This window comes from Bifidobacterium sp. SO1 (assembly GCF_018555335.1).
GTDB classification, from domain to species: domain Bacteria; phylum Actinomycetota; class Actinomycetes; order Actinomycetales; family Bifidobacteriaceae; genus Bifidobacterium; species Bifidobacterium simiiventris.
On record NZ_JAFEJR010000016.1, the window covers coordinates 40213 to 66696 of the forward strand.

Annotated in this window: 19 protein-coding genes; 5 read left to right on the forward strand and 14 right to left on the reverse strand. The window is 63.6% G+C overall.

Annotation, left to right across the window (positions count from 1 at the left end):
• Positions 1–63: 63 nt before the first annotated feature.
• The 4 genes from smc to JS541_RS14890 form a co-directional block, all read right to left on the reverse strand.
• Complete coding sequence (gene smc, locus JS541_RS11505) at positions 64–3717, reverse strand: chromosome segregation protein SMC (RefSeq protein WP_214374650.1); 3654 nt, start codon at positions 3715–3717, stop codon at positions 64–66.
• A 16-nt stretch (positions 3718–3733) separates the two neighbouring features.
• On the reverse strand, positions 3734–5371 hold the full coding sequence (locus tag JS541_RS11510) for a folylpolyglutamate synthase/dihydrofolate synthase family protein (protein WP_214374651.1): 1638 nt from the start codon (positions 5369–5371) through the stop codon (positions 3734–3736).
• A 102-nt stretch (positions 5372–5473) separates the two neighbouring features.
• A complete protein-coding gene (nrdR, locus tag JS541_RS11515) occupies positions 5474–5944 on the reverse strand; it encodes a transcriptional regulator NrdR (protein ID WP_236036816.1) in 471 nt (156 codons plus the stop codon).
• Between the two features lie 57 nt (positions 5945–6001).
• Positions 6002–6430, reverse strand: coding sequence for a LysM peptidoglycan-binding domain-containing protein (locus JS541_RS14890; RefSeq protein WP_236036796.1), 429 nt, complete (start codon positions 6428–6430; stop codon positions 6002–6004).
• Between the two features lie 162 nt (positions 6431–6592).
• Between JS541_RS14890 and lexA the strand changes: the two genes are divergently transcribed.
• A complete protein-coding gene (gene lexA / locus JS541_RS11525) occupies positions 6593–7315 on the forward strand; it encodes a transcriptional repressor LexA (RefSeq protein ID WP_214374652.1) in 723 nt (240 codons plus the stop codon).
• A 113-nt stretch (positions 7316–7428) separates the two neighbouring features.
• Here the strand turns inward: lexA and JS541_RS11530 are convergent, their stop codons facing one another.
• The 3 genes from JS541_RS11530 to hflX all read right to left on the reverse strand — a co-directional run bounded on the left by JS541_RS11530 (position 7429) and on the right by hflX (position 11367).
• Entirely contained in the window at positions 7429–8367 is a 939-nt protein-coding gene (locus JS541_RS11530) for a cation diffusion facilitator family transporter (RefSeq protein WP_214374653.1), read from the reverse strand.
• Positions 8368–8711: 344 nt separating this feature from the next.
• On the reverse strand, positions 8712–9674 hold the full coding sequence (locus JS541_RS11535) for an L-lactate dehydrogenase (RefSeq protein ID WP_214374654.1): 963 nt from the start codon (positions 9672–9674) through the stop codon (positions 8712–8714).
• A 223-nt stretch (positions 9675–9897) separates the two neighbouring features.
• Positions 9898–11367, reverse strand: coding sequence for a GTPase HflX (hflX, locus tag JS541_RS11540; protein WP_214374676.1), 1470 nt, complete (start codon positions 11365–11367; stop codon positions 9898–9900).
• 162 nt (positions 11368–11529) lie between these two features.
• Here hflX and JS541_RS11545 point away from each other — a divergent pair, with 162 nt between their 5' ends.
• Both JS541_RS11545 and JS541_RS11550 read left to right on the forward strand, forming a co-directional pair.
• Positions 11530–12186: a methyltransferase gene (locus JS541_RS11545; protein ID WP_214374655.1), complete on the forward strand. Its 657-nt coding sequence runs from the start codon at positions 11530–11532 to the stop codon at positions 12184–12186.
• Positions 12187–12253: 67 nt separating this feature from the next.
• Positions 12254–16414, forward strand: coding sequence for a DUF3418 domain-containing protein (locus tag JS541_RS11550; protein WP_214374656.1), 4161 nt, complete (start codon positions 12254–12256; stop codon positions 16412–16414).
• A gap of 296 nt (positions 16415–16710) precedes the next feature.
• On the opposite strand, the gene JS541_RS11555 is transcribed toward JS541_RS11550, so the two are convergent.
• Positions 16711–17805, reverse strand: a complete 1095-nt coding sequence (locus JS541_RS11555) for an aldose 1-epimerase family protein (RefSeq protein WP_214374657.1) — start codon at positions 17803–17805, stop codon at positions 16711–16713.
• A 315-nt stretch (positions 17806–18120) separates the two neighbouring features.
• On the opposite strand from JS541_RS11555, the gene JS541_RS11560 reads away from it, so the two are divergent.
• Complete coding sequence (locus JS541_RS11560) at positions 18121–19590, forward strand: MDR family MFS transporter (protein ID WP_214374658.1); 1470 nt, start codon at positions 18121–18123, stop codon at positions 19588–19590.
• A 3-nt stretch (positions 19591–19593) separates the two neighbouring features.
• Here the strand turns inward: JS541_RS11560 and JS541_RS11565 are convergent, their stop codons facing one another.
• Together JS541_RS11565 and JS541_RS11570 are read right to left on the reverse strand one after the other, a co-directional pair.
• Positions 19594–21096 carry an MFS transporter gene (locus tag JS541_RS11565; protein ID WP_214374659.1) on the reverse strand — a complete coding sequence of 501 codons (1503 nt, stop codon included), beginning with the start codon at positions 21094–21096 and terminating at the stop codon, positions 19594–19596.
• Positions 21097–21173: 77 nt separating this feature from the next.
• Positions 21174–21698, reverse strand: coding sequence for a helix-turn-helix transcriptional regulator (locus JS541_RS11570; RefSeq protein ID WP_236036795.1), 525 nt, complete (start codon positions 21696–21698; stop codon positions 21174–21176).
• Between the two features lie 136 nt (positions 21699–21834).
• On the opposite strand from JS541_RS11570, the gene JS541_RS11575 reads away from it, so the two are divergent.
• Positions 21835–22623, forward strand: coding sequence for an NADPH-dependent F420 reductase (locus JS541_RS11575; RefSeq protein WP_214374678.1), 789 nt, complete (start codon positions 21835–21837; stop codon positions 22621–22623).
• 220 nt (positions 22624–22843) lie between these two features.
• Here JS541_RS11575 and JS541_RS11580 read toward each other — a convergent pair whose 3' ends face one another.
• From JS541_RS11580 to JS541_RS11595, 4 genes are all read right to left on the reverse strand, one after another.
• On the reverse strand, positions 22844–23242 hold the full coding sequence (locus tag JS541_RS11580; protein ID WP_214374660.1) for a cupin domain-containing protein: 399 nt from the start codon (positions 23240–23242) through the stop codon (positions 22844–22846).
• 106 nt (positions 23243–23348) lie between these two features.
• Positions 23349–24401, reverse strand: a complete 1053-nt coding sequence (locus JS541_RS11585; protein ID WP_214374661.1) for a LacI family DNA-binding transcriptional regulator — start codon at positions 24399–24401, stop codon at positions 23349–23351.
• A gap of 180 nt (positions 24402–24581) precedes the next feature.
• Positions 24582–25532, reverse strand: coding sequence for a carbohydrate ABC transporter permease (locus JS541_RS11590; RefSeq protein WP_214374662.1), 951 nt, complete (start codon positions 25530–25532; stop codon positions 24582–24584).
• Between the two features lie 19 nt (positions 25533–25551).
• On the reverse strand, positions 25552–26472 hold the full coding sequence (locus JS541_RS11595; protein WP_240539348.1) for an ABC transporter permease subunit: 921 nt from the start codon (positions 26470–26472) through the stop codon (positions 25552–25554).
• Between the last annotated feature and the right edge of the window lie 12 nt (positions 26473–26484).

A 26484-nucleotide genomic window follows, 5' to 3' on the forward strand; every position in this document is an offset into this window, starting at 1 on the left:
CGATTCCGCGGGAAACGGGAAGCCCCTTGCCATATTCCTGCCGGCGGCATACCTTCGGCCGGTTCAGGCCTGTTCCAGCCGTTGCGACACGACCGCCGTCACGCCGTCCGATCGCATGGTCACGCCATACAGGGCGTCCGCGATGCTCATGGTGCGCTGCTGGTGCGTGATGACGATCAGCTGCGCATGCTCGCGCAACTGGTCGAGCGCGTCGAGCAGACGGGTCAGGTTCGTGTCGTCCAACGCCGCCTCGACCTCGTCCATCACGTAGAACGGACTGGGCCGCGCCGTGAAGATCGCGAACAGCAGTGCCAGGGCGGTCAGCGAACGTTCGCCGCCCGACAGCAGGCTCAGCTGCCTGACCCGTTTGCCGGCCGGGCTCGCCTCGACGATCACGCCGGTGGAGAGCATGTCGTTCGGGTTCTCCAGCCGCAATCGTCCGGTGCCGCCCGGGAACAGGGTGGCGAACACCTTCGAGAACGCCTCCGCGGTGTCTTCGAACGCGGAACGGAACACGTCGAGCATCGTGGCGTCAAGATCCCGGATCAGTTGCATGAGATCGTCGCGGGATTTGGCCACGTCGTCCCGCTGCTCGTGCAGATACCTGTTGCGGGTCTGCAATGCCTCGTATTCCTCGACCGCCAGCGGGTTCACCTTGCCCAGCGCCGCCAAGGCGCGTTTGGCCTGTTCCAGCCGCTTTTCCTGCTCCTCACGCACGTAGGGGACGCTCAGAGGTAACTCGTCCGGCTCGTCGCCGGATCCGGCTTTGGCCTCGGCAGCCGTATCACCGGACGTCTTCGCGTCCGAGTCCGTCATCGGTACGGGTTTGTCCGGCCCGTACTCCCTGATCAGCTCGTCCGCTCCCATGCCGAGCTCGTCGGCGATCCTGCCGGCGATCCGGTCATAGTCCGCAGCCAGCCGTTCGCGGGTCACGTCCAGCTCGTGTTCGTGCGCGATCAGATCGTTGACCTTGGGTTCGAGCTCGTCCCGTCGCGTTCTCAGACCGCCAAGCTCCTCATGACGACCGGCGGCTTCCGACTGCACCCGTTCACGCCGGTCGGAGACATCGCGCACGGACAGGCCGACCATATCGGCGACGGCCGCCGCATCCTGTGCGATCCGATGCAGCCGCTCGGCCTGCCGGCGCAGACGGGCGTTCGTTTCTTCCACGCGGGCGCGACGGATCTCGGCTTCATGGGCCTGGTCGCGGAGCAGTCCCACCTGTCTTGTCAGCGATTCCGCCGCGCGTTTGGCCTCGTTCCATGCGATGTTGGCGTTCATCTCATGTTCCCGGTCTTCGCGCAACTGCAGATCCAGACGCTGCTCCCGCTGCGTCAGTTCATTCGGATCCGCATTGCCGGCATCGTCCCGTTGCAGGGATTCAAGCGTCCGCGTCAGTTCCTCGACCTTTGCCTGATGCGTTTCGCCGCTGCTTCCGGCCGCAGCGATCCTGCCATCCACGTCACGTATCCGCAGTTCGATGGCGACGATCTGGTCGTTGGCGACGCGCAGCGATTGCGCCGCCTGATCTGATCTGACCCGCATCTCCGTTCGACGGGTGACGGCCTGATCGACACGCAGTCGCGCCTGATCCCGCAACGTTCTGGCCTGGTCGATGCGTCCGCCGAGCTCGTCGAAGCTCACACGTAGCGATGCGACGCGTTCGACCGCCTTGTCGCGCCGTGACGCCAGTGACAGGTCGCTTTGCGACAGCGACGAACCGCCGACCGCGCCGACCGCGTTAACGAATTCTCCAGATTGAGTGACCGCGCTGGAGAACCGGCCCGGGCAGGGGCCCGCATCGGTCTCATCCACCGCTTCGAATGCCTCGTCCAGAGTATGTGTCGCGGCCACGTCGGAGAGCAGACGCCTGACCGCAAGCACCACGCCGTCGGCTTGGTCGGCGTCGGCATGGGGATTGGCGGATACCAGGTCGGCCGCGCATCGGATTGCCCTGCCCGGCGCCGTGAGCGCATTGTTATCCGCGTCGCGATTGGAGTCCCGGTCATGCGAGTCGAGCGGCGTCAGTACCACGGCTCTGCCAAGCCGATCCTCGTTGGCACGTTCGAGCGCGTGGATCATATTGCCCGGTTCGGGAACGACGATGGCTCCGGCGAACGCGTCGAGCGCCCGTGCAACGGATTCCTCCCAACCTTCCTCCACATGGATGAAGTCGGCAAGTCGGCCGATGGAGGCGACCTCGGGGTCATGCTCCAGCGTCTGTGACGCGCTGCGGCTTTCCAGCGTGTCCTTCAGCGCATCCGCCTTGGCCTGCAACGATATGATCGCCGCGTTCAGCTCACGCTGGCGATCCTGCAGCTCATTCAATTCGTCCTGTCGCCCGGACAGTTCGAGACGTGCCGCCTTCAGCTCGTTTTCACAGTCGGCAGTGTCATCGGGCCGCGCTTCGAGGTTCAGGGCGTCTCGTCGTGCGGTCAGATCGTCCCGCTGACGGATCAGTCCCTCACGCTGGGCCGCGAGATCCTTGCCTCGAGCGGCTTCCAGCTGGATCGCGGACTCCTCGCGGGCGATCGTCTCACGTAGGTTGGCTATGGAGGCGTCGCGCTGCCGTGCCATGCCACGCAGCTCATTCAGGCTCTGACGTACCGTGGCGAGCCGTTGTTCGTCGTCCATGCGACGCGCGCTGGCGGCGTCGACGGCGTCTTTCGCATCCTGCGCTGCCTGCCGTTGCCGTGATGCCTGTTCCTCGAGCTCGTCGGCCCGTCGACGGAGCAGTTCCGGGTGAGCGTCATCGTGCTCGATCACACGATCCGACAATGAACGACTCCGTTCCTGCGCCACGGATGACAGCGATAGCAGCCGTTCCTGGATGCGCGATAGGTCGTGCCACTGCTGGTTGAGTTGCGCAAGCACCGGTGACGAGGCGGCGGACTGTGCTTCGATCTGTTCGATGCGCAGTTTGATCCGGGCCAGATCGTGTCGTGACGAGCCGAGCTGCGTACGCACGTCGGTCAGGCGGGCGCGTGTCTCATCCCGCTGCTCGCCGATACGCTGCGCATCGTCGGCGAGCAGGCGCGACTGGGCGTCGCGGATGGTGGCCTGGATAAGGTCGGCTCGCCGGCTGGTTCGGGCCTGACGCCCGAGAGGGCCGAGCTGGCGGCGCAGCTCGGTCAAAAGATCATCGAGGCGCGCAAGATTGGATTCCGTGTTCGCCAGTTTGCGCAACGCGCGTTCCTTGCGCTTGCGATGCTTGAGAATGCCTGCGGCCTCTTCGATGAACGCACGATGGCCGCTGGGGTCGGCTCTGAGAATCGCATCGAGCCGTCCCTGTCCGACGATCACGTGCATCTGCTGGCCGAGTCCGGTGTCGCTGAGCAGCTCCTGGATATCGAGCAGACGGCAAGGCGTGCCGTTCATCGCGTATTCGGACCCGCCGTTGCGGAAGATGGTGCGGGTGATCGTCACCTCGGTGTACTCAATATCGAGCGCGTGATCGGTGTTGTCGATGGTCAGCGACACCTGCGCGCGGCCGAGTGCGGGGCGGGAGGATGTGCCGGCGAAGATCACGTCCTCCATCGAATTGCCGCGCAGGTTCTTGACACCCTGCTCGCCCATGACCCATGCCAGGGCGTCCACGATGTTCGATTTGCCCGAGCCGTTCGGGCCGATGACGGCCGTGATGCCCGGCTCGAACCGCAGCGTGGTGGCGGAGGCGAACGATTTGAACCCTTTGAGTGTGAGTTCCTTAAGATACATTCGTCGCAGGACCCCGTCAGTCTCGCTCGGAACCGGTCTCGTCGCCGCCCTCGTCGGTGCCGTCCTGCTTGGAGGCGGCCTCTTTGGCGAGTGTCGACAAGCCGAAATCACCGAAGTCGTCCACGTCGAAATCGGGGTTCGCGTCGGTTTCGAAGTCACGGTCGGCATCCGTCTGAGGCGCAGAGTCCCCTTCCGATTCGTCGGCTCGGATAATCGGCCCGTTCCCGAGATTCGGCTCGACGCGTTCGGACTTGGGCTTCGCCAGATCGGCGTTCATCCGTTCCTTGAGCAGGGTTCGGGCGTCGCCGGCCGTTACGAAGCTGCCGCAGATCAGCACGCCGTGCCCATAGCCGACGCCCAGTTCGTCTTCCACGTCGACCATGTTGACGGCGGTCTGGATCGCGTCCGGCAGCGAGTCCTCACGGATCACCCGGTCGCGACCGAACACATGCACCGCCACCTTCTCGAGATCTTCGGCGGGCATGACGCGATCCCGCCACGAGTTCTCGGTGACGATGATCTTATCCAGCACCGGTTCAAGCACACCCAGATATTCCTCGACCTGCTTGTCGGCCATCATGGCGACCACGCCGACGAGCTGCTGGAAGTCGTAGTTCTCCTCGATCGCCGCGCGCAATGATTCCGCGGCGTTGACGTTATGCCCGCCATCGACAATGATGGTCGGCGACGTACGCACCTGCTCGATACGCCCGGGAATCTTCACACCGCTGAGGGCCTCGGCGACCAGGTCGCCGTCCAATGCACCGGAGACGGGGATCACCGTTTCAGCCGCGGCCAGCGCTGCCAGCGCGTTGTGCGCCTGATGCTCTCCGAATTTGGCGATCGGCACTTCCGTATAGGTGCCCAGCGGCGTGCGCAGCGTCGCGACCTGGCCACCGACCGCCGGCATACGGCTGATGACCTCCATCTCATATCCGTCGCGGATCATGGTCGCCTGATTGCGGCGCGCGGCCTCCTCGAGCACGGGCATGACCTCATCCTCATGCGGCTGCTTGCCAATGATCGCGGCGCAGCCCGGCTTGATGATACCGGCCTTCTGTTCGGCGATCTTCTCGACGGTGTCGCCGAGCCACATCATATGATCCATGTCGACGGGGCCGATGACGGCGGCATCGGCGTTCAGCACGTTGGTCGCATCCTGCAGGCCGCCCATGCCGACCTCCACGATGACGACGTCGACCGGGGCGTCCGCGAACTTCCAGATGGCCATGGCGGTAAGCACCTCGAAGAAGCTCATGCGGGGCTTGCCCTGCTCCTCCATCTTCGCGTCGACCAGATCGATCAGGCCCTTGACCTGATCCCAGATATCGATGAAATCGTCGTCGGAAAGCTCCTGGCCGTCGATGGCGATGCGCTCGTTGATACGCTCGAGATGTGGAGACGTGTACAGCCCCGTACGCATGCCATATGAACGGCAGATCGCCTCCGCCATGCGGGCGGTGGATCCCTTGCCGTTGGTCCCGGTCACGTGGATGACACGGAAGGAATCCTCAGGGTGCCCGAACAGGTCGAGGATCAGCTTCATGCGGTCGAGATCCATGTTGGTGGTGTTATGCTCCGGCGGACGGCGCATAATGTCGCGTTCCACTTCGCGAATGGTCTCATTGTTCCGATTCGGATGCTCATATGACATACTGATCAGCGTTCCTTCTGGTGATGATGATTAATGCTCGCGTATATACGTATCTCATTCAGGGCATGCTTCGCCATGCTCCTTGGCAACATAGCAGACGAACTATGCTTCGTTCTTCAACTCGTCTATGGCCTTTTGGAAATCATCCAGGCCGTCGAAGTTCTGGTACACACTTGCAAAACGCAGATAAGCGACCTTGTCCAGTTCCTTCAGCGGAGCGAGAATGGCCTTGCCCACGTCCTCGGACTTCACCTCGGCAAGCCCTCGCGATCGCAGGTCCTCTTCCACACGCTGACCAAGTTTTTTGAGATCCTCTTCCCTGATCGGACGGCCTTGGCACGCCTTGCGTACGCCCGATATGACCTTGCCGCGATCGAACGGCTCCGAATTGCCGGATCGCTTGGTCACCAAGAGCATGGTGGTTTCGACGGTGGTGAAACGCTTGTGGCATTTCAGGCATTCTCGACGACGTCGAATGGAAAAACCGTCCTCGCTGATGCGAGTATCCACGACTTTGGTGTCAGGCTGCTGGCAAAAAGGGCAATGCATGACCCCAACAATAGCGTGAGCCATACCATACATGCAAACATCCTTCCTCGCTCCATCGCACATGACGCGAGAGACAACCGGCTACGACTCCGACTCGGCTGGGACTATAATGCGTTGGCCCACTTGCAGCGAATATGAATCCAGATCATTCAATCGCCGAAGCCGTTCAACGGTGCTCGACACATCGCCTCCCGCCGGCGTGATCGCCTGGGCGTATTGCCAGAGCGTGTCGCCAGGCTGCACCGTGTAGCACGTGACCTCCATCGCGGTGGAGGCCGAATCGGCCCGCATCGGGACCAGCCACGAATACGCGATCCACGCCAGCGTCATGCACAGCAGAGCGGCCATGCAACGGACGACAACGTTCGGTTCGCGGCCGTCATGCCCGTCAGGAGCAATCGGCCCACACGAGAAGCCACTGCATTCGTTGCGCGCGACACTGCGCCAGACGGTTCGTTCATCGGTTTCGAGTCCCGTGCCGCACACCGCCGCACGGGACGTCTTCGTCATGTCGGACATCATTGCGACCACACCCTTTCGAACTTTCGTTCTATCGAACAACAGTTTGATTGTGGCACGTCTGTTCGACTTTTGCAACGCGACACGTCGAACAGATGTTTGATTTTTTATCACGGTCACGATATGATGATGAAGACATGAAAGGAGCCACCCGTGAGCACCATCCCCTTCACTCCCCACCGCCCGTCAGGCGTGCCTCAGGAGAACGATCTCACCGAGCGGCAACGTCGCGTGCTCGACGCGATCAGAACGCACATCGCCACCAAGGGCTTCATTCCGTCGTTCCGTGAGATCGGCGAAGCCGCCGGCCTGAAAAGCCCCTCTTCGGTCAAACATCAGCTGCAGGTGCTTGAGGAAAAGGGCTTCATTCGCATGAACGCCAACAAGGGCCGGGCCATCGAATTGGTCGGCCCCACCTCCGAACGTGGTTCGAATGCCGCCGCACAGGAACGCACCGCGGAGATCCTGCCGTTCCCCGAAGGCTCCAGCGCATCGATCCAGCAGTCGCAGGATGTACCGCTGGTCGGCAGGATCGCAGCCGGAATACCGATCACCGCCGAGCAGCACATCGACGATGTCATGCGCCTGCCCGAACGTCTGACCGGCACCGGAACCCTGTTTATGCTGGAGGTGCACGGGGATTCCATGGTCGACGCCGCCATCTGCGACGGGGATTTCGTCGTGGTGCGCGAGCAGAACACTGCGGTCAACGGGGATATCGTGGCCGCGCTGCTGGGTGATGAGGCGACGGTCAAGACGTTCCGCAACGACAACGGCCATGTGTGGCTGATGCCCCACAATCCCGCCTACTCACCCATCGATGGCACACACGCCCAGATCATGGGGCGTGTCGTCACCGTTCTGCGCAAGCTGTAGCCAAACGTCGATGCACAGGGTGTGCGACGTGGCAATCCGCCCGGACAGCAATGCCATGTCTCCGCGCATTCCGCGCCGTTCGGATCCTGCGTCGGCGCAGGATCCGCTATCCGCTATTGATGCAGGTGTTCCGCATTCGCGGTGGTGTAGCCTTCCGGTTCAAGTTGGAAGGTGGTATGCGGCACGGATACGGGGAAATGCTCACGCAGGCAGTCCTGCAGCTGCGCAAGGATCTGCGCTCCTTGTTCCATGGTGAGTCCCCGTTCGACCACGACGTGCGCCATGAGGATCGGCATGCCGGTGGAGACGGTGCTGGCGTGCAGGTCATGCACGGCGATGACGTGCGGAACCCGTTCCATATGTTCGCGCACCTTGTCGAGGTCCAGCCCTTCCGGCGTCTCTTCGAGCAGGACCCTGACGGCGTTATGCAGCAGCTTGATCGCCCGGGGAATCATCATCAGCGCGATGACGCCGCCGGCGACCGCGTCGAATCCCACCCATCCCGTACTCATCATCACCAACGCCGAGATCACGACGGCGACGGAGCCGAGCGCGTCGTTCATCACCTCGAGGAACGCCGCCTTCATGTTCATATTGTCCTTGCTCTGGGATGCGAGGATGATGATCGAGCCGACGTTGGCGGCAAGGCCGAGTATGCCGAAGAACAGCAGCAGGTTCGGGTCTCGGATGTCGTCCGAGGCGGGATGAAACAGTCTCATGCCCGATTCCGCAAGTGCATAGATGCCGACGAACAGCAGGATCAGCGCACCGACGCCTGCGGTGATGACCTCAAGTCGCGCCCATCCCCAGGTTCGCGTGTTGTTGGGTTTGCGGCGCATGAGGATGGCGGTGATGGTGGCGGCGGCCAGCACCGATATGTCGGTGAGCATGTGGCCGGCGTCGACGAGTAGCGCCAGCGATCCGGTGACGATCGCACCGACCACTTCGGCCACGAACACGGTACCGGTCAGGGCCAGTGTCATGGACAGACGCTTCTGGTGAGACCTTCCGTCTTCCCCATTGCGCATCACGGTCCCGTGATCATGTGTCATAACGTCGCCCTTTCCTGTCTTACGGTGATGAGACCGCTTCTCACAACCATTCTCATTAACCCCACAACGCAAGAAACCCCGGCACAATGCCGGGGTTTCACATACGTATGGAAGTCAGAACCGACTCCCATCCATCGCATCAAGACGAATATCGGCTGATGCGTGCGGAAACCGCCGTCCGAACCCGAAGGCGCACAACAGTGCGTCGAAGGTGAGGAAAGGTGGTTACCGCTTATTACATTTTGTTGAATGACGCGTGCGTCCGCAAGGCGCACCGAGGGAAGCGGTACTAAGTACCGCAACCGAGGAGCAACGCAGCGGACGCTCCGTCATTCAACAAAATGTTAGAAGCCGAACTGGGCGGCGGTTTCCTTCAGCGTCTCCGCGGAGCGCTTGAGGGCCGCAAGCTCACGGTCGGAGACCGGGGTGTTGATGCGGGTGTTGACGCCGGAGCGGTTGAGAAGGGTCGGGACGGACATGCAGACATCGGAGATGCCGTGGAAGTCCTTGAGCATGGAGGACACCGGCAGGATGCGGTTGGAGTCGGAGAGGACGGCCTCGACGATGTCGACACCGGACATGCCGATGGCGTAGTTGGTCGCGCCCTTGCCGTTGATGATCTTGTAGGCGGCGTTCTTGACTTCCTGGTGGATCTCCTCGCGCTTGGCGGCGTCGAGCGGCTCGTGGCCCGGCAGCGGGGTCCAGTCGCACATCGGCACGCCGGCGATGGTGGCGGAGGCCCACAGCGGAACCTCGGAGTCGCCGTGCTCGCCGCAGATGTAGGCGTGCACGTTCTTGACGGAGACGCCGGTCTGCTGGGCGATCAGGAAGCGCAGACGCGCGGAGTCCAGGTTGGTGCCGGAGCCGAAGATCTGGTTCTGCGGCAGGCCGGTGATCTTCTGGGCGACGTGCGTGGCGATGTCGACCGGGTTGGTGATGAGCATGTAGATGGCGTTCGGGGCGACCTTGACGAGGTTCGGCATGATGGCCTGCAGGATCTTGACTGTCGCGCCGACGAGTTCGAGGCGGGACTGGCCCGGCTTCTGGCGCGGGCCGGCGGTGATGACGACCATGTCGGCGTCGCGGCAGATCTCGGGATCATCGGAGCCATCGATGGAGACGGCCGGGTAGAAGCTGGAGCCGTGCTGCATGTCGAGCACCTCGGCCTCGACGCGTTCCTTGGCGATGTCCTCGAGCACGATCTCACGGGCGACGCCGCGCTGGGCGGCGGTGAAGGCGAGGGTGGAGCCGACTGCACCGGCACCGACGACTGCGAGCTTGGTGGGCTTGACGTTCAATTCAGCCATGTTGTTGCGACCTCTCTTGAAAACTCTGCCGATTGTGTCGGCATTCATCCAAACAACGTATTCACTTTATCCACACACGCTGACGTTTGAGACACTCGCGTTGCGGACGGATATGGTGATCTTCGTCACACTTGAGAGCGTTCACATCACATGTCCATAATCGCGGCTCACATCGTGGAATCGGCGGAATGCCGCCGCTGCCGCAGCACGCACGTCGAACGGCTCAGTCGATGGCTGCTTCCATCACCTGGGCCGCCAGATGACTGCCCACCTCGGCCTCGACCATCATGCCGTCGTCGCGGTATTCGACGCCGATCACATGGCCGTATTCGCGGATGCGCGACAGCAGCGAGCCGGCCGTATATGGCAGCAGCGCGTGCACATGCACGTTCGGCACCGGCAGCATGCCCTCGACACGCTCGCGCAACGCATCGATGCCCTCGCCGTTGTACGCGGACACGATGAACGCGTCCGGCTGCAACGCGCGCAAGCGTTCGCGAGCGGCCAGGTCGATGCGATCGGCCTTGTTGAACACGAGAATGCGCGGGATATCCGCGGTGCCGTCGATATCGGCGAGCACGTCGTTGACCGCGTCGACCTGCGAAAACGGATCCGGGTGGGAACCATCGACCACGTGCACGATCAGATCCGCTTCGGCGACCTCCTCCAGCGTGGATTTGAACGCCTCGATGAGCTGCGTGGGAAGCCGACGCACGAAGCCGACCGTGTCGACGTAGGCGTAGAGCCGGCCGTCCTTGGCGCGGGCACGGCGCACGGCCGTGTCCAGCGTGGCGAACAGCGCGTTCTCGACCAGCTCGGCCGAACCGGTGAGCCGATTGGTCAGAGACGATTTGCCGGCGTTCGTATAGCCGACCACGGCGACGGTCGGCAACCCGTAACGCCGACGGGAACCGCGTTTGACCTCGCGGGCAGGCGCCATCTCGCGGATCTGCTTGCGCAGACGCGCAATGCGCGTGCGGATGACGCGGCGGTCCATTTCGATCTTCGTCTCGCCCGGGCCACGTGAACCGATGCCCGCATCCGCGCCGGCCGCACGACCGCCGGCCTGGCGCGACAGCGATCCGCCCCATCCTCGCAGTCGCGGCAGCATGTATTCGAGCTGGGCCAGCTCCACCTGCGCCTTGCCTTCTCGCGACGTCGCGTGCTGGGCGAAGATGTCCAGGATCACAGCGGTGCGATCCACGACCTTGACCTTGGTCGCGTCCTCGAGCGCACGCCGCTGGCTCGGCGGCAGATCATCGTCCACGATGATCGTATCGGCCTCTTCGCGCGCGACGATGTCGGCGATCTCCTTCGCCTTGCCGGAACCCACGTACGTGGCCGCGTCCGGCCGGTACCGATGCTGCAGCAGGCCGTCGCACACGACCGCGCCCGCGGTTTCGGCGAGCGCCGCCAACTCACGCAACGATTCCTCGGCAGCGGAGGCGGTGGTCACGGCCGACGACCAGACGCCGACGAGCACGACGCGTTCGAGACGCACCTTGCGGTATTCGACTTCGGTGACGTCCTGCAGCTCGCCAAGGCCGGAGACGTGCTTGAGCTGATTGCGGGACTCTCGCTCCTCCCAGGCCTCGCTGGATCGCTCGCCGAACCCCGCACCGTGGTCGTTCTCGTCGAGCAGCACGTCGGACTGGTCTGCCAGCACGCCGGTCAGCACCGGTTCTTTTTCCATGATGGGCTGGTTCACGACGCCGCCGTCAACGGCCTGCTGCTGGCTCTGCTCGCTCAAAGGCACCTCTTGCTTGACTCACGATTGAACTATGGTGGTCTTTATTATCATCGTTTTGGAAGACATGCCGCAGCGCATGGGTGATTTGCTGGTGCAAGGAGATATATGGTCGAGCAGTATTTTTCCGCCGAACCCGCGTCCGAGGACGTGCGCCGTACGCTGACGGTGTCGCTGCAGGGCAACGAGGCGACGGTCGAGACGTCGAACGGCGTGTTTTCCGGATCGCGTCTTGATCTGGGCACGTCCGTACTGCTGCGCGAGGTGCCGGAACCTCCGCAGACCGGCACGTTCCTTGATCTGGGCTGCGGCTGGGGCCCGGTCTCGCTGGCGTTGGCGTTCGCATCCCCGGATGCCAGCGTGTGGGCAGTGGACGTGAACACGCGTGCGCTCGAGCTGACCGCGGCGAACGCGAAGCGCAACGGCTGCGGGAACGTGCATGTGACGCAGACGGACGAGTCCGGCGCTCCCCTGCCCGAGCAGACGGCGACGGCTTGCGAGCCGCTGCCAAGCGACGTGCGGTTCGACGTGATCTGGTCGAATCCGCCGATCCGCGTCGGCAAGGAGGCGCTGCACACACTGCTCATGACGTGGCTGCCGCGTCTGAAGCCTGCCGGCGGCACCGCGTATCTGGTGGTGCAGAAGAACCTTGGCGCCGACTCGCTGATCCCGTGGCTGGCGGGCGCGCTCGGCGACGATTACGAGGTGGGCAAGTACCATTCCGCCAAGGGGTACCGCGTCATCGAAGTGGTGCGCAACAAGTAGGCAAGCATATTCCATTCGCGGCTCCCCGCCATCGGGGAGCCGACTGCATGTTAGGGACAGTTCACTGATGAAATTCGAATATCCGTCCGAATTGCCGGTGTCGGCCGCGCGCGACGAGATCGCCGAGGCCGTCCGTCACAGTCAGGTCGTGATCGTGTCCGGCCAGACCGGTTCGGGCAAGACCACGCAGCTGCCGAAGATCCTGCTGGAACTCGGCCGCGGCTCACATGGCCGGCAGATCGTGCACACGCAGCCGCGTCGTCTGGCCGCGCGCACGGTCGCCGAGCGCATCGCCGCGGAGATGGGCGTGCGGCTAGGTGACGAGGTCGGCTATCAGGTGCGGTTCACCGACGAAAGCTCACCGAAGACACGCTTGCGCGTCGTGACCGACGGTATCCTGCTCGCACAGATCCAACGTGATCCGAAGCTGAACCAGTACGATACGATCGTCATCGACGAGGCGCACGAACGCAGCCTGAATATCGATTTTCTGCTTGGCTATCTGACCGCGTTGTTGCCGCAACGGCGCGATCTGAAACTCGTGATCACGTCCGCGACGATCGATTCGGTGAAGTTCAAGGAACATTTCGAGCATGCGCTGCACGACAAGGTTCCGGTGATCGAGGTGTCGGGCCGTACGTTCCCCGTGCAGATCGTGTATGAGCCGCTCGGCACCGCGCCGGCGCTCATGCGCAACGTGCCCGGGTTTGAGACCGGCGCGATGCCCGGAGAGGAGGCGTACGCGGAACTGTCCGCCGCGCCGAGCGCCGCCGAGCGGGGCGGTAGCAGCCGCGGCACGGATCGCGATACCGATATGGACATGCCGACGGCCGTGGCGCGCGCCTGCGCCGAGCTGGTCATCCATTCGAGCCATGAACGCGGTGCGCGCGACATTCTCGTGTTCGCTTCCGGCGAGCGCGACATCCACGAGTTCGAAAACGCGCTGCGCCGCCATTACGGCCCGCGTGCCGACGACATGCGCCGTCCGGATGCGATCGAGATCATGCCGCTGTTCGCGCGCCTGTCGGCCAAGGACCAGCACCGGGTCTTTGAACCGCATACGCACCAGCGCATCGTGATCGCCACGAACGTGGCCGAGACGTCGCTGACGGTGCCGGGCATCCGCTATGTGGTCGATCCGGGCACCGCGCGCATCTCCCGCTATTCGAAGACCGCGAAGGTCCAGCGGCTGCCGATCGAACCGATCAGTCAGGCGAGCGCCGACCAACGTTCCGGTCGATGCGGCCGTATCGCGGACGGCATCGCGATTCGTCTGTATTCGCGTGAGGATTACGAGACGCGACCCAGGTTCACCGAACCGGAGATCCTGCGCACCTCATTGGGCGCAGTGGTGCTGCACATGCTGTCGGTGGGCGTGGCGCGCACGGCCGAGGACGTGACGAACTTCGGGTTCATTGACCCGCCGGACATGAAGGCCGTCTCGGACGGCTTCAACGAGCTGACCGAACTGAAGGCCGTGGCCCGCAGGCATGGCGAGGTGGTGCTCACGCATGTCGGCCGCCAGCTGGCACGCATCCCGATCGACGTGCGTTTGGGGCGTATGGTGATCGAGGCGGCGAAGTCGACCACGCCGGACACGTTGGCCGCGGTGCTCGTGATCGTCGCGTTCCTGAGCCTGCAGGACCCGCGTGAGCGGCCGGACGACGCTCGTGACGAGGCCGATCGCATCCACAACCGGTATGCCGACCCGACGAGCGACTATCTGACCGCGCTGAACATTTGGGACCGCATCTTCCAGGCGGACGGCGAACCGAGCAATTCGGCGCTGCGTCGCATCTGCAAGACCGAGTATTTCAGCTGGCTGCGTGTGCGCCAGTGGAAGGATCTGGTGAACCAGCTTACCGACATGTGCCGTGAGCTCAAGTTCACGGTCGGCTCCCCACAGCCCGCGTCGCGGCCGAGCCTGGAGATCCGCCAGCTGCCGATCAACCAGCAGTCGGCCGGTTCCCTGCGCTGCTCGTGGGACGACCGCGGCATCCACACGTCGATGCTCGCCGGTCTGCTGTCGATGATGGGCATGCAGGTCATCCGCGAGCCGAAAGCGTCCGATTTCACGGGGCTCAAGGGCGCGGCTCGCGCGAAGGCGATCAAGCGCGCGCAGAAGATGGCGAAGAACGACTATCAGGGCGCACGCGGCACGCATTTCGCCCTGTTCCCCGCCTCGAGCGTGGCCAAAAGCACGCCCGCATGGGTGATGAGCACGGAGCTGGTGGAGACGAGCCGGCTGTGGGCGCGCTATTCGGCGGCGATCGACCCGGCGTGGGCGGAACCGTTGGCCGGCCAGCTTACGCGCACCACGTACGCGGAGCCGCACTGGTCCGGCTCGCGCGGCTCGGCGGTGGCGAGCGCGAAGGTGCTGTTGTACGGTCTGCCAATCGTGCAGGACCGCACCGTGCAATGGGGACGCATCAATCCGCCCGAAGCACGTGATTTCCTGATCCGGCAGGGTCTGGTGGAAGGCGATATCCAGCAGCGGTTCAGCTACGACGAGTTCGTGGGTCGCAACCGCGACATCCTCGACGAGGCGGCCGACGATGCGAGCCGTACGCGTCAGGTCGCGCAGACGGTCAGTGACGAGGACCTGTTCGACTTCTACCAGTCGGTGATCCCGAACGACGTGACGTGCGTGGCCGATCTGGCGAAATGGTGGAAGCGCGAGCATGACGAGCATCCGCATCTGCTGGACTTCGATCCGGACAAGGTGGAACGTCTGGCATCCGCGGAATCGGTGAGCCTTGCCGACTATCCCGATCATTGGCATACGCTCGGCACGGACGGACAGCCGATCGACCTACGGTTGAGCTATGTGTACGATCCGCACGATCCGGCCGACGGCGTGACCGTGCACGTGCCGCTCAAGGCATTGTCGAGGCTGACGCCGGAACAGTTCACGTGGAATGTTCCCGGATTGCTGAACGAACTGATCGTGGGGATGATCAAGGCGTTGCCGAAGTCGCTGCGCGTGCAGTTCGTGCCAGCACCGGACAATGCCCGCAAGATTCGGGCGTGGATCGACGAGCATGTCGCCGATCTGCCGGGTTCCGGCGAGCGCAACAAGCCGAACCTGCCACCGGCCAGTCTTCCCGGCATGGATAGTGCGGATACGACCGTCGGCGGAGCGGACGCGGCGCGTTGGCCCGATCTGCCGCATGTGTTCACGAGGGCGGCGATCGAGATGATCGGCGCGCAGATCCACCCGGAGGTGCTGACCGGCGAACTGTGGGAAAAGCTCAACCCGTACCTGCGCATGACGTTCGCGGTCGAACAGCAGTTGCCTGCGCCGAAGAACGCGCGAGGCCGGCGTGGCGCGCGAGGCCCGGTCAAGGTACTCGGCACCGGCAAGTCGCTGGTCGAGCTGCAGCGCAGGTTCGCGGCGCAGGCTGAGGCGTCGGCACGGCAGATGGTCAAGAAGCAGGCCGATCGCGCGGCCGACCAGGGCAAGCTGGTCGAACAGGCGAATCTGCTGCACAAGGCGGGGGCCACGACCGAGTCGCGCGCCGACATGCTGTGGCGTGGCGCATTGGACGCGCTGCGGCTGCCGTCCGAACGTATTTCGTCGCGTTGGCTGGGCGCGGAGGCGCTCATGTTGGCGTCCGCGCCGTACAAGACCACCAAGGATCTGGTGGAGGATCTGCAGCTGGCCGCGGTCAAACGGCTGTTGCCGAAGGTCGATGCACTGCCGGACGACGACGCGCTGGCCGATGCGGTGCTGGGCGTCACGGAAGTGTTCGAGGACACCGTGTATGCGGTGGCGCACGACGTGATCACGATTCTCAAACGCTACGCGGAAGTCGACAAGGCGACGAGCGGCAAGGCCGACCTGCCGATGCTCTCGGTGCTGCAATCGGTGCGCGAGCATATCGTCACGCTGGTGTTCCCCGGATTCATCGGCGCCGCTCCCCCGGATGCGCTGGCGAACATCCCCCGCTATCTGCAGGCCGACATGATGCGGCTGGCGAAGGCGAAAACCGACAAGAACCGTGACGTGCGCTGGGCGTGGGAGGCCGATGAGGCCAAGCAGCTGGTTGACAAGGCCCAGGCCCGTGCCAAGGCGGAGCCGGCCGGTCCGAAACACGAGGTGCTCGCCAAGCAGGCACAAACGGCCCGTTGGATGCTCGAGGAGTTCTACGTGTCCCTGTGGGCGCAGGAACTCGGCACGGCCAAACCGATCAGCATCAATCGCATCAAAAAGGCGCTGGCACAGTAACCAAAGCACTGGCACAGTAACCGCCGTAACCGTCCGCTCACGCGGACGGTACCTCGGCGTGACCGTTACGGCGGCAACGGATCGCCACGCGTCGTCGCCGTGTTCACGATTGTGCGACCACGGCGGCGACGAAACACGCTCAGTGACCGTTATCCTCCGTATGTTCACGCGACCGGCATGGCGACGCGAACATACGGAGGACACAGCGATCCCATATGTCCGTATGTTCGCATCCCTGTCGCGATCGCGCGAACATACGGACATTACCGTCGCTGCGAGCAGCCCGGGATGGTGGTTCAGACGTTGATGAGCGCGTCGCGGCGGGCGATAAGCTGGTCGATCGCAGTGTCGCCTTCGATGACGGTGAACGTGACGGTCTTGCGTTCGGTGGCCTGCGGTGCGATCGTGTGCAGGTCGCCGCGCTGCTCGTGCCAGCCGCGGCCGTGCACGCTCGAGTTGGACGGCTCGAGGCCGACCACGTAGTCGCCAGAGCCCATTGACTTCCATTCCATGAAGTACGGGAAGTCGGCCGCGTCGAACTCGATCACCACACCCAGGCCGAGCGTGCGGTTGACGACGGCGGCGAAACTGCGACCGTTCGCATCCGCGGCCAGATCGTGCAGATACACGCTTTCCGGCTTGTTCGCGACCGGCGCGCCGATCTCGTTCCACGGGGTCGTGTCGGCGGCGGTCGTCTCGTCGCGCGGCGTGGCCTTGCGGCTCGGGATCACGACCTCGGCACCCTCCGCCAGCAACGGCCAGCCGAAATTGCAGTGGTACATCCACATGAGCGGCTCGGCGCGGAAGCTTTCGTTGGTCACCTCGTCCTCGACCGTGATCGTGGACGTGCCATACACGCTCGTGATGCGCCGGCGCAGCACCATGTTCTCGCCGAACAGCTCGGCCTCGCGCATCTCGCCCGATACCTCGAGCACATACCGGTCGTTCTCGTCCCAATACGCGTCGGAAGAGACGTGTTCGGCCGGCGTGGTGCGGATGCGCCCGTGCATCGGATAGCTGCCGGCCGGGTACTTGGAGTCTGCGGGAGTCACGTACGGCGCGCAGATGTTCTCGAACCCGCACGTGAAGAACAGGCCGCCCATGATCGAACGCTGAGCCTCGGCGCCGTTGGTGTCGAATTGGTTGCGGCCGTTCAAACCCGGCTTGGACAGGAACGTGAGGTTCTCGCCGCGGTATTCGATCTGCGCGATGTCGAGCGCGCGGTCGGCCATCGACATGAAGCGCAGCGGACCGTTCTTGACCTCGATGCCGCGCAGTCCGTGCGAGCGACCCTCCTGATATTCGATCGGACGCGTATAGGCGGCCTGCTGGATGCTGCCCATATGGGCGAGCATGTCGGCACGGGTCGGGTTGTTGTGATTGACGAGCATATGCATACCTCCTTGTAGCGGCGTTGCGCCGTGGCGTTTCCTCCCCACACTGTACCCGATCACACGTCTTTGGCAAGCGCTTTCCGCGCGCGTGCCGCAATTTATCGCAGGCCTTCCTGAGCCGACCGGACAACTGAACCGGCGACCGATGTCCTCTTCCGCGGTAGACTGACCATGACATCGACCGGCAGGGGCTACGGCGTCATGCGAACGATATCGTCATCGACCTTCGATGGACGGCGGCGTTCGACTCATCGTGACGTTGACCGAAATCAGCTGGGAACCACCATCGCATCGCAGCTGAAAGGAACAACCATGTCTGATTCGAGCATGTCGCATCGCGTATCGCAGCCGGACGCACCGTCAACCACGCAACCGGCGACCTCGAGACCAACCGACACGCAACCGTCATCCGATCACCCGATTTTGCCGATCGTCATCATGATGATCGGCTCGTTCACCGCCATCCTCAACCAGACACTCATGACGAGCGCCCTGCCGCATCTCATGCTCGACTTCGGCGTCACCAGCAACACCGCGCAATGGCTAAGCACCGGGTTCATGCTCACCAACGGCATCATGATCCCGGTCACCGCGTTCCTCATCCAACGGTTCACGACGCGCCAGCTGTTCTTCTACGCGATCGGCATGTTTCTGTTCGGCACGCTCGTGTGCCTGTGCGCGCCCGGCTTCTGGGTGCTGCTGGCCGGCCGCGTCTTGCAGGCCACGGGCGCGGGCATCCTTATGCCGCTGCTGCAGACCGTGCTGTTCCTCACGTTCCCGCCGAGCAAGCGCGGCACGGCAATGGGCTGGTTCGGCATGGTCATCGCGTTCGCGCCGGCGATCGGCCCGACCCTGTCCGGCCTGATCATCGACCTGCTGCCGTGGCATTTCCTGTTCGTGCCGCTCGTGGTGATTGCCGTGGGCGTGCTCGCCGCCGCGATCCCGACGGTGCGCAACGTCACGCCACAGACCGATCCGACGATCGATGTGCCGTCGGTCGCGCTGTCGACGCTCGGGTTCGGCGGTCTGCTGCTCGGGTTCTCGCTGGCCGGCCAGTCCGGCTGGACCTCTCTTGACACGCTCATCTCGCTGGCAGTCGGCGCGGTGTCACTGGTCGCGTTCGTCATCCGACAGCTGCGTCTGCCACGCCCGCTGCTTAACTTCCGCGTGTTCGCGCGGCCGATGTTCACGTTGCCGATGATCGTGATCGTGCTGGTGTTCGTCACGTTCATCTCGACGATGAACATCCTGCCGATGTTCATTCAGAACGTGCTGGGGATGACCGCGCTGCAGTCCGGTCTGCTGCTGGCGGGCGGCGGCATCGCCGAGGGCGTGTTCAATCCGGTCGCCGGCCGTCTGTTCGACCGGGTCGGCATCCGTCGCATCGCTCCCCCGGCGATTGGTATCGTCGCTGCGGCGTCGTTCGCATTGTCGCGGATGGATGCGGGCACGCCGGCATGGTATCCGGCCGTGTTCTTCACGTTGATGATGGCTGGCGTCGCATTCTGTCTGATGCCGCTGACGACGACCGCGCTCAACCAGCTGGCCGGGCCGCTCATTCCGCACGGCACGGCGATGAACAACACGCTGCGGCAGACGTGCGCGGCGATCGGCATCGCGATCTGTTTCACGGTCATGACGACGAATACGCGGCCTGCATCGGTCGTCGGTTCGGCTGCGGCGGGACTTGCGCACGGCGTGGATGCGGTGTTCGTCGTCTCGACCGTCGTGTCTCTCGGCGCGTTCGCGTTGTCGCTGTTCGTGCGCGACGGACGGCGGTGATCGCTACGCTTCGACCAGTTCGGGCGCACGACGTGTCGAGAAGCGGAACATGAGCGCGGCGAACACGATGCCGACCACGGCCATGCCGGCGATCACCCACATGCTCGACGAGAATCCCCGCACGTAGGATGCGGCCTCGCCCGCACCATTCCGGGCCGCCGCGGCGGAGAATTCGGACAGCAGCGCGCTGGCCACGGCCGTGCCGATCGCGCCGGCGAGCTGCTGGATGGTGTTCATCACGGCCGAGCCGTCGGCGTTGAGCCGTGCGGGCAGCTGGTTCAACGCATGGGTCTGGTCGGGCACGAGCACGAATCCGGAGAACGCCATGAACACCGCGTAGGCGATGGCCACCGCAACCACACTGTTGGACGCGACGATGAACACCGCATCCATCACGGTCACGACCACAAACCCGGTCATGATGAACTTCGGCGGGAAGTGGCTTTTCAGCGCACCGCCGATCAGCGGCGCCGCGATCGCGCCGACCACCGCGCCCGGCAGCAGCGTCAGTGCCGCGGGCAGACTGCCCAGTCCGAAGCCGCGCTGCAGCAGGATCGGCAGCATGAAGTTCAGCCCGAGCACGCCGCCGGACGCCATGAGCAGGATCAGCATGCCGAGCGAAAACCCGGGATAGGCGAACACGCGCACCTCGACCAACGGCCGCGGCATGCGCAGCTGCGCGATCACGAACACGGCCAGGATCGCGATGCTCGCGGCCAGGGTCAGCCAGAACCGCCAGTCGCCGTTCCAGCTCGCGAAGAAGCTCACCGCAACGATCAGTCCGGCAAGTCCGGCCGCAACCAGCAGCAGCGACGGCACGCTGATCGTTGCCGGTTCTCCGTCTCCGGAGTGACGGATCTCCGGCACAGTGGCCATGCCGAGCAGGAACGCGACGGCGAGGAACGGCAGCATCGTGTAGAAGATCCAATGCCAGTCGAGCCATTCCATGACCATGCCGCCGAACACCGGGCCGATGGCCGGCGCGGCGCAGGTGACGAGGCTGACGATGCCGAGCATCGAACCACGCTGTTCGAGCGGCGCCTTCTCGAGGATGATGTTGGTGATGAGCGGCAGCGAGATGCCGGTGCCGAGCGCCATGACGAGACGTGCGGCGAGCAGCATCGGGAAACTCACGGCGAACGCGCCGATCAGCGTGCCGGCGGTGAAGATCGCGACCGCCGCGATGAACAGGGTTTTCGTCGCGAACCGGCGTACCATGAACGGCGAGCTGGGGATCGCGACCGACAACAGCAGCAGGTAACCGGTGGTGAGCCATTGCACGGTGGATGCGTCGACCGCGAACTCCTGCATCAGCGTGGAGTAGGCGATGTTGAGCGACGTCTCCGACAGGATGCCGAGGAACGTAAGGATCGCGAGCGCGACCACGCACACGACGATGGCGGTCGGCACAGGTCGTTTGGCGCTGGCGGCTTGGGCCGTTGCGGCCTGGGCGGACGGCGGCGTGGTCCGCGCGCCCTCGCCTCTGCTGGTATCGCGTTCGTTCATGGATTCATCCTCCGTTACGGCATCAATTGTTGTATATCAAACAATGTGCCATAGTACCGGCGAATGTTACGTGAAACTCACTCGCCGAGTTCGCGCTTGAGCCATTGGCGTTCGGCATCGATTTCGGCGTCGTGGATCATGAGGACGGCGCGACGGTATTTGTCGGCGACCTTGTCGTTGTCGATCGGCCCTTCGCCGTCGCTGTACAGTCGGCGCACGTCGCAGCCGAGCGAGTCGAGACGGCGTTGCAGTACGGCGCGGCGGTCCGTCTCGTCGGGGATGACGGACAGGAACGAGAGGACGACGGCCCATTTGGTGATGTTGGTGAGGTTGTAGCCGCTCGTGTTCCTCAGCTCCTCGACCAGCCTCTCGCGGCCGGCGGGCTCCAAGTGGAATTCGCGCAGACGGCGGCCGTTGACGACGGTGAAGGTCTCGCCGATGTAGCCGGCCTTGACGAATTTGTTCGTCACCGAGTGCAGCGTGCCGTCGGAGACGGCCTGCATGTAGCCCTGCAGCTGCTCCATCTTCTTGCGCAGACGGTATCCGCACAGCGGCCCCTCGCTCAGGAAGCCCAGGGTCATGAGTTCTATCGTGTTCATCATACGTTCATGATATCTCAGTCCGAGATATCTCGAAACGACACGCCGACGACGAACATCGTCACGCCTTACATCAACGGCGGAATCATGCCGATCTTGCGTCATCTATAAATCTTTTCGATATATCTCAGTTTGAAATATCTCTTTCCGAGGTGCATACTGGCATCAGCGCGAACGCAGCGGACGACGAAACCTCCACCGCAACGGTCGCACGGCCCATAACCGAACCAGACAAACCACCACAGCCGCCGCGAGACGCCCAGCAGCACAGCGCACGACGCGCGGCGCCACCGAAAGGAACACCATCATGAGCACCATCACCATCTTCGGCGCAGGCAACATCGGCTCCGCGGTCGCAGGGCTGGCCGTCAAGTCCGGCGCGAGCGTGCAGGTCATCGACCGCAACCCGGACAAGGCCGCCGCCGCGGCCGAAGGTGTCACCGGCGCGAAGTTCGGCGAGGCCACGGTCTCCGGCGACATCGTCGTGCTCGCTCTGCCGTTCCCGGCCTACGACGAGGTGCTCGCCGTCTACGCCGACCAGCTGGCCGGCAAGACCGTGGTCGACGTGGCCAACCCGATCGACTTCACCACCTTCGACCTCGCCCTGCCCGCCGGCCACCAGTCCGCCGCCGAATACGTGGCCGCCAAACTGCCGAACAGCAAGGTCGTCAAGGGCTTCAACACCACGTTCGCCGCCACCCTGGCCACCGGCGAAAACGACGGCGCGCCCACCGTCGTCCAACTCGCCTCCGACGACGAGACGGCGAAGAAGTCCGTCGCCGCGTTCATCGAGGCCGCCGGCCTCAAGACCGTGGACGCCGGCGCCCTCAAGCGCGCGCAGTACCTCGAGGGCTACGGCGCGCTGCAGATCATCCTCGGCGTGACCGAGCAGACCCCCTGGACCGGCGGCTTCAAGGTCGTCAAGTAGGCAACCGATCAATCGAAGACGGCCGTAAGTCAGCATCTTCGCGCTGCCTCCATTGACTTACGGTCGCCTTCCCCTTTCCCGGCGACCGTAAGTCAACAGGATTGCCGCCCTCTTGTTGACTTACGGTCGTTTCGAGACGCGAAAAAAGACCGTAGGTCAACAGAATCGGTTTGATCATGCTGACCTACGGCCTTGGGATGCCGAGGACACCGAGAGAGTTTTACGCCAAGGCGCGGTAGGCGTCCTCATCCACCGGCTCGAGCCACTCGTTCGACGCGCCCTCGGCCTTGGGCATGATGGCCACGTGCGCGAACGACTCGGTCGGCGCCGCGCCGTGCCAGTGCTTCGTCTCCGGCGGAATGTAGGCCACGTCGCCGGGCTTCAGTTCGACCGGCTCCTGGCCCTCGATCTGGTAGTAGCCGCGCCCGCCCACGGCGAGCAGGATCTGGCACACGCCGTGGTGGATGTGCCAGTGGTTCGTGCAGCCCGGCTCGAACGTGACGTTTGCCACCGACACCTGACCGTCCGCCGCAAGCGGCGCGAGATAGCTCTGGCCTTCAAAATACTGCGCGTACGCGTCGTTCGGCTCGCCAAGCGGGAATGCGCTCGGATTGTCCATGATGCCTCCTTGTGACTCTTGTTCTTGTTCCGCGCCGCGGTCATGTCAACAGCATCGTCATGACCGCAGTCTCATCACCGACGTTAGAAACTTCGAGCGCTCGAAGTCAATCTTGCTCCGTCGCCACCGAGCCTTTCTCCACCAACGCGCACCTGATCCGCCCCTGATCCACGGATAGATCAGGCAGCACGGCGCAGGTCGTCACCGCGTCAAGCGCGCCGGGCAGATCGCGTCCCTCGATCATCGAGATCAGCTTGCACGCGCCCCAATACCCCATCTCATAATGCGGCAGTTCGATGGATGTCAGTCGGGGCTCGAAGAACACGGACAGCAACTCGAAATTGTCCACGCTGACCACCGACAGGTCCCGGCCGACACGCAGACCGCGCCGCACGGCCGCCTCGTAAATGAACCGCGTACGCACGTCGTTGAAGCAGAACACGCCGTCTGCGCCCGTGTCCAGCAACGCTTCGGCCTGCGCGTCGGCATCAACCTTCTCGTCTGGGTCGAATACCAGCCGTTCATCACGCACGATGCCAGCACGCTCCAACGCCGCGTAATACCCGGCGAGTCGCCTCGGCTGCGCGATGATCGTCGTCGGCGAACCATAGTACGCGATGCGACGGCATCCGGCGGACAACAGTCGCGTCGTCGCGTCCTCACCTATCCCCTGCTCGTCCGGTGCTATGGACGGACACCGACCGGTCTTGTCTTCGGCGTCCACCATGACCGTGGGGCAGCCGTCGAGTGAGTCCGGCAGCGTCATCACCCGGTCGTACATGGCCGCGTAGAGGAATCCGTCGACGCCATAGCGACGCAGCATGCTGATCTGTTCACGTTCGAGTTCCGCATCGTTGCCAGTGTTGACGACTGTCAGCAAGTATCCGAACGTGCGGGCGGCGTCCTGCGCCCCGAGGATGATGCGTCCGGCGTATGGCGTGGTGGCGACGTCGTCGCCGATCAGTCCGAGCATGTGGCTGCGGTTGGTGCGCAGTCCGCGCGCGATGGGATTGATCATGTATCCCATTGACTCGGCCTGCTCGCGTATCGCATGGGCGATTTCGAGTTTGATACGTCCCTGGTCCTTGCCGTTGAGCACGCGGGAGACCGTCGCCGTGGAGACCCCGGTCTTGAGCGCAATATCCTTCATCGTGACCATATGCATTCCCCGTTGCGTCGATGTCGATGTAGCACCGTTCATAGTAACGTGCCCCGTTCCGTTCGCTGTCCGCCATGTTATGCGCCAAGCGCCGGCGTCATATGGGGACGGCGGAAGCCGGAGCTGCTCGCGCGATCACGCGTTCCTCGCTCCGGCTCATGTTTTGTCTTCCGACTCGGCTCAGCCCTTGACCGCGCCGAGCATCACGCCCTTGTTGAAGTACTTCTGCAGGCAGGGGTACAGCACGAGCAACGGGATCGTGGCGACGATGATCACGCCGAACTTGATCTGGTCGGCGAGCTGCTGCTGCGCGGCGGCGTTGAGGTTCGAGGCGACGGATTGCGAGACGAGCAGGATCTGCTGGAGCACGACCTGCAACGGCTGTTTGTTCTGGTCGGAGATGTAGATCAGGCCGGTCATGAAGTCGTTCCAGTGGCCGACGAAATAGTACAGTCCGATCACGGCGAGGATGGCAGGGCTCAATGGCAGCACGACCTTGAAGAAGTAGCCGAGATAGCCGAGTCCGTCGATCTGCGCCGCATCATGCAGCTCCTCGGGAATGGACGACTCGAAGAACGAGCGGGCGACGATCACGTTGTATACGCTCACCGCGCCGGGCAGGATGAACACCCACATCGTGTCGATGATGCCGAGCTGCTGGAACAGCAGGTAGTTTGGCACGAGGCCGCCGGCGAAGAACATGGTGACGGTGAACAGGAACAGGATGACGCGGCGCGGTTTGAATTCGGGGCGGGACAGGGCGAATGCGCACGGGATGGTCACCGCCATATTGACCGCGGTGCCGAGTACCGAGTAGACGATGGTGTTCCAGTAGCCGCGCCAGATCTGCGCGTTGGCGAAGATCTTCGCATAGCCGGCGAACGTGATACCGGAGGGCAACAGTCGCGTCTGGCCGGAGGCGACGCTGTTCGGGTCGGAGAACGAGGATATGACGACGAACCACAGCGGGTACAGCACGATCAGCACGACGAGCAGGATCAGGCCGTCGATAACGCCAAGGGTGATCCAGTCTCCGACTGTGCGCCGTTCGCGCTGCTTTGTGTTCCATGGGATGTCGTTGCCGTTGGGCTTGGGGGCCTGGGCCACGGTCGTGGCGATTGATGCGCTCATGATGATGCTCCTTCTCGTCTTAGAAGATGCTCGCGTTGGACACTCGCTTCGAGATCGCGTTGGCCGCGACCAGGAAGACGAAGTTGACGACGGTGTTGAACAGGCCGATGGCCGTGGAGTAGGAGAACTGGAAGTTGATCATGCCGATCTTGTACACGTAGGTGGAAATCACCTCGGTGGCCGGCAGGTTCAGCGTGTTCTGCATGAGGAAGATCTTGTCGAAGCCGACGTTGAGCACGGAGCCCATGTTGAGGATGAGCAGCACGCCGCAGGTCGGCAGGATCGCCGGGAAGTCGACGTAGCGTATGAGCTGCAGACGGCCGGCGCCGTCGAGTTTGGCGGCCTCGTACAGGGATGTGTCCACGGAGCTCAGCGCGGCGAGGTAGATGATCGCGTTCCAGCCGCAGTGCTGCCAGACCTCGGAGATCCAGTAGACGGCGGTGATCGCGCCCGTGCTGCCCATAAGGCTTTCGTCGCCGAAGAACTGGCCGATGATGCCGGTGTTCGGCGCGAGGAAGATGTTGAGCATGGAGACGATGACCACGATCGAGATGAAGTGCGGCATGTACGTGATGGTCTGTACGAAGCCCTTGATCTTCTGCGAGTGGATCTGGTTGATGAGCAGGGCGAGGATGATAGGGAAGATGAAGCCCATGACCAGCGTCCACAGGCTGATGCGGACCGTGTTCGTCATGATCTCGCCGAACAGCGGCGAGCGGAAGAACTTGTTGAAGTATTTGAATCCGACGAAATCGCCGCCGGTCAGTCCCTTGTCGGGGTCGAACTCGCGGAAGGCGAGTTGGATTCCCCACATCGGCACGTAGGCGAACAGCCCCACGAACACGAGGGCGGGCAGAGTGAGCAGCCACAGTTCCCAGTACCGGCGGAAGTGGTCGGCGATGAGGGCGAAAGGATTTGATTTGCGCGTCGGTTCCTGCATGGGCAGGCCGGC

Bases quoted from the DNA above. Each gene is read 5' to 3' on its own strand.
- smc (WP_214374650.1), bottom strand. From the start codon at position 3,717: ATGTATCTTAAGGAACTCACACTCAAAGGGTTCAAATCGTTCGCCTCC.
- JS541_RS11510 (WP_214374651.1), bottom strand. From the start codon at position 5,371: ATGTCATATGAGCATCCGAATCGGAACAATGAGACCATTCGCGAAGTG.
- nrdR (WP_236036816.1), bottom strand. From the start codon at position 5,944: ATGGCTCACGCTATTGTTGGGGTCATGCATTGCCCTTTTTGCCAGCAG.
- JS541_RS14890 (WP_236036796.1), bottom strand. From the start codon at position 6,430: ATGACGAAGACGTCCCGTGCGGCGGTGTGCGGCACGGGACTCGAAACC.
- JS541_RS11530 (WP_214374653.1), bottom strand. From the start codon at position 8,367: ATGACACATGATCACGGGACCGTGATGCGCAATGGGGAAGACGGAAGG.
- JS541_RS11535 (WP_214374654.1), bottom strand. From the start codon at position 9,674: ATGGCTGAATTGAACGTCAAGCCCACCAAGCTCGCAGTCGTCGGTGCC.
- hflX (WP_214374676.1), bottom strand. From the start codon at position 11,367: ATGGAAAAAGAACCGGTGCTGACCGGCGTGCTGGCAGACCAGTCCGAC.
- JS541_RS11545 (WP_214374655.1), top strand. From the start codon at position 11,530: ATGGTCGAGCAGTATTTTTCCGCCGAACCCGCGTCCGAGGACGTGCGC.
- JS541_RS11550 (WP_214374656.1), top strand. From the start codon at position 12,254: ATGAAATTCGAATATCCGTCCGAATTGCCGGTGTCGGCCGCGCGCGAC.
- JS541_RS11555 (WP_214374657.1), bottom strand. From the start codon at position 17,805: ATGCTCGTCAATCACAACAACCCGACCCGTGCCGACATGCTCGCCCAT.
- JS541_RS11560 (WP_214374658.1), top strand. From the start codon at position 18,121: ATGTCTGATTCGAGCATGTCGCATCGCGTATCGCAGCCGGACGCACCG.
- JS541_RS11565 (WP_214374659.1), bottom strand. From the start codon at position 21,096: ATGAACGAACGCGATACCAGCAGAGGCGAGGGCGCGCGGACCACGCCG.
- JS541_RS11570 (WP_236036795.1), bottom strand. From the start codon at position 21,698: ATGATGAACACGATAGAACTCATGACCCTGGGCTTCCTGAGCGAGGGG.
- JS541_RS11580 (WP_214374660.1), bottom strand. From the start codon at position 23,242: ATGGACAATCCGAGCGCATTCCCGCTTGGCGAGCCGAACGACGCGTAC.
- JS541_RS11585 (WP_214374661.1), bottom strand. From the start codon at position 24,401: ATGGTCACGATGAAGGATATTGCGCTCAAGACCGGGGTCTCCACGGCG.
- JS541_RS11590 (WP_214374662.1), bottom strand. From the start codon at position 25,532: ATGAGCGCATCAATCGCCACGACCGTGGCCCAGGCCCCCAAGCCCAAC.
- JS541_RS11595 (WP_240539348.1), bottom strand. From the start codon at position 26,472: ATGCAGGAACCGACGCGCAAATCAAATCCTTTCGCCCTCATCGCCGAC.